This is a genomic window from Oryzibacter oryziterrae (assembly GCF_021864535.1).
GTDB lineage: Bacteria > Pseudomonadota > Alphaproteobacteria > Rhizobiales > Pleomorphomonadaceae > Pleomorphomonas > Pleomorphomonas oryziterrae.
Genome location: NZ_JAKJIC010000048.1, coordinates 1 through 2,351 on the forward strand (window position 1 = coordinate 1; position 2,351 = coordinate 2,351).

General features: G+C 53.1%; 1 protein-coding gene. It reads right to left on the reverse strand.

The window, feature by feature from the left end:
• The coding region (locus L2I41_RS21415) for a hypothetical protein (protein WP_237155658.1) at nucleotides 1–2,351 on the reverse strand (2,351 nt) is incomplete at both ends.

Consider the following 2,351-nt stretch of genomic DNA (forward strand, 5'->3'; position numbering starts at 1 on the left):
TGGGCGCCGAGTCCGTCGTGATCGAACGGACCACTTGCGTCACGAAGGGCATGTCCGCCGGCGTCGACGACGTCACCGCAGGATCCGACGATGGCGCATAGGCAATCGTCATCGATCCGCCGAGAGGAGTCGTAACAGAGGTCAGAAGATCGGGGACGCCCCCCTGGCGAACGTAGACACCGGAGTACGAATACAGATCCGGCTGACCGTCGCCATTATAGTCACCGACCTGTGCACGCCTATACGTTTGTTCATCGTCGGCTAGGCGAATGACGGGCCCGCGGACGAAGCGGTCGCCGCGAGAGTAGAAGACAACAATCGCAAGCTCCGATTTACTCGCATCCAGCTCGGTCGGAACATTCATCATCAGCGCACGATCGGTGCGTCCGTCATTGTTGAAATCGGCAACGATCGGTTCATAGGAAACCAGTTTGTAATTCGACGGATAGCTGTAGTTCAGATTGGCAAATCCCTGGCCGGCCGAGTTCGTATCGCCGGAGCCGTTGGACACGAAGACTTGCGAATAACCGCCAGTTTCATTGTCTGCAACATCTTGTCGTAAGATGTCAGACTTGCCGTCGCCATTGTAATCTCCAATCAACGTCGTTCGCTTCGCAAAATCGTCTTTGCGGGCTTGTAGGGAATGTTTTTCAAATATATTTGTTGATCTGTTGAACAGGTACAGGTTCATTTCAGGAGAGGCATGATGATAATCAATTTGAGTATGATTCAAAATGTCATCTGAACCGTCGCCGTTTGGATCAAAAACAGTATTATAAAGACTTAAATCATGTAAAATCCCGATGGATACGGGCGTTGACTTAGAAAAATTCAGCGCACCAGCGTCCGTCAACTCTCCATAATAAAGCTTGTTTTGATGATCACTGACCTGGTCGATGATACCGTCTCCGGTAAAATCACCAAGTATATAGTCGCAGGTATCGCCATCAGACGATCCAGTGGATCCTGAGCAGGAAATTAGGGAAGAGTCTGCCTTTGGGTTAGCAAGATCGATGATTTTAGTATTTTTGGACCAAGATTTTGAGCTATCAGTGGATTTGCTCGAAAATATATCCGCAGATCCATTCTGGTTTATGTCTGAAATTTGATTGTAAGAAGATATTATTTTTCTTGGGTCAGTCCAGTAATCAGGCGTAGTATAGAAGGCAAAATCGCCAAATCCGTCTCTTTCTTCCCTCTTAAACGTATTTGAAGAAAATTCAGTCCATCCACGATAAAGATGAGCAGGCTCAGGGCAATTATATCGGGTATCGCCAGCGCTATTGGAACATGTCGGAACAATGATCGTCCCGTTATAAGTCTCGACCTCAGCGAAATCCGTCTTATAGTCTCCGTCGATATCCCCGTAGAAATAAGCCTTCTTGTCGCTTTCCGGTCGTGATACCAGTCCCTGCGTTGAACTCTTGACGAACTTATACCCCTCATTCCCCTCCTGATAGTCGAAGGTATATGGCTTCAGCGCCGTTCCGTTCGCCGGGCTGACCGAGCGCTTTGCCGGGGACACGCTGGTGTCCACCACCTGGTCCGCAGTGGCATCCGAACCATAGGGCGTGACCGTGAGAAGCCGCGAACGGCCCGTCTCGGCGCCAATCTCGTAGCCGAGGCGATAGACCTTGGCCACCAACGGGTTGAACTTCTCGTCAACGCCAGAAGTCACCTCCACCGCCCCCAAGCGGAAGCGATAGTCGGCCAGCGTCAGACCCGTCGCGTCCGAGAAGGGATCAGGGCGATCCTCCCACACGAATTCGATGTGCCCGGCCTCCCTCTCACCTGCACTCTTCCAGCTGATCTTCGTCACCCGACAGGCAAGGTAGTCCTCGCAGGAATAGCTGTAGCTCACAACATTTGCCGGTGCGCCAGTGGCGTCCACGTGGGTGTCATAGACCTTGGTCAGCAGCCAGCGCGCATTGAAGTAGAGCTTGCGTTGAAGCTCATAGCTCGTGTCCGTCGTAGCCGGCAGCGTCTTGTTCTGGATGCGCCCCACGCTCTGGAACACATAGGTCGTGCCGTCGGGATCGCGCACCACCCAGTCATTCTTGTCGAGCTCATATCTGATCTGACGGTGATCGTCGATCTTGTTCACCCAGCCCAAGCCGTCCTTGGAGCAGCTCGCGCTGTCCGTCGTCGGCCAAGCTTTATTGGTACCGCCCTCATTGCACGGCGTCAGTTCGTCGTCGCCCAACATGAAGACGTCAGTCGACACGGCAAGAGTGCTGACCGTCTTGTCAGGTGCGAACAAGTCCCCGTCGAACCAGGGCGTACCCTTACCCTTGGAGACGCGGTTGATCTCCGGAACCCCCTTGAGGCTCCAACCAACCCCAAGCCAGCCG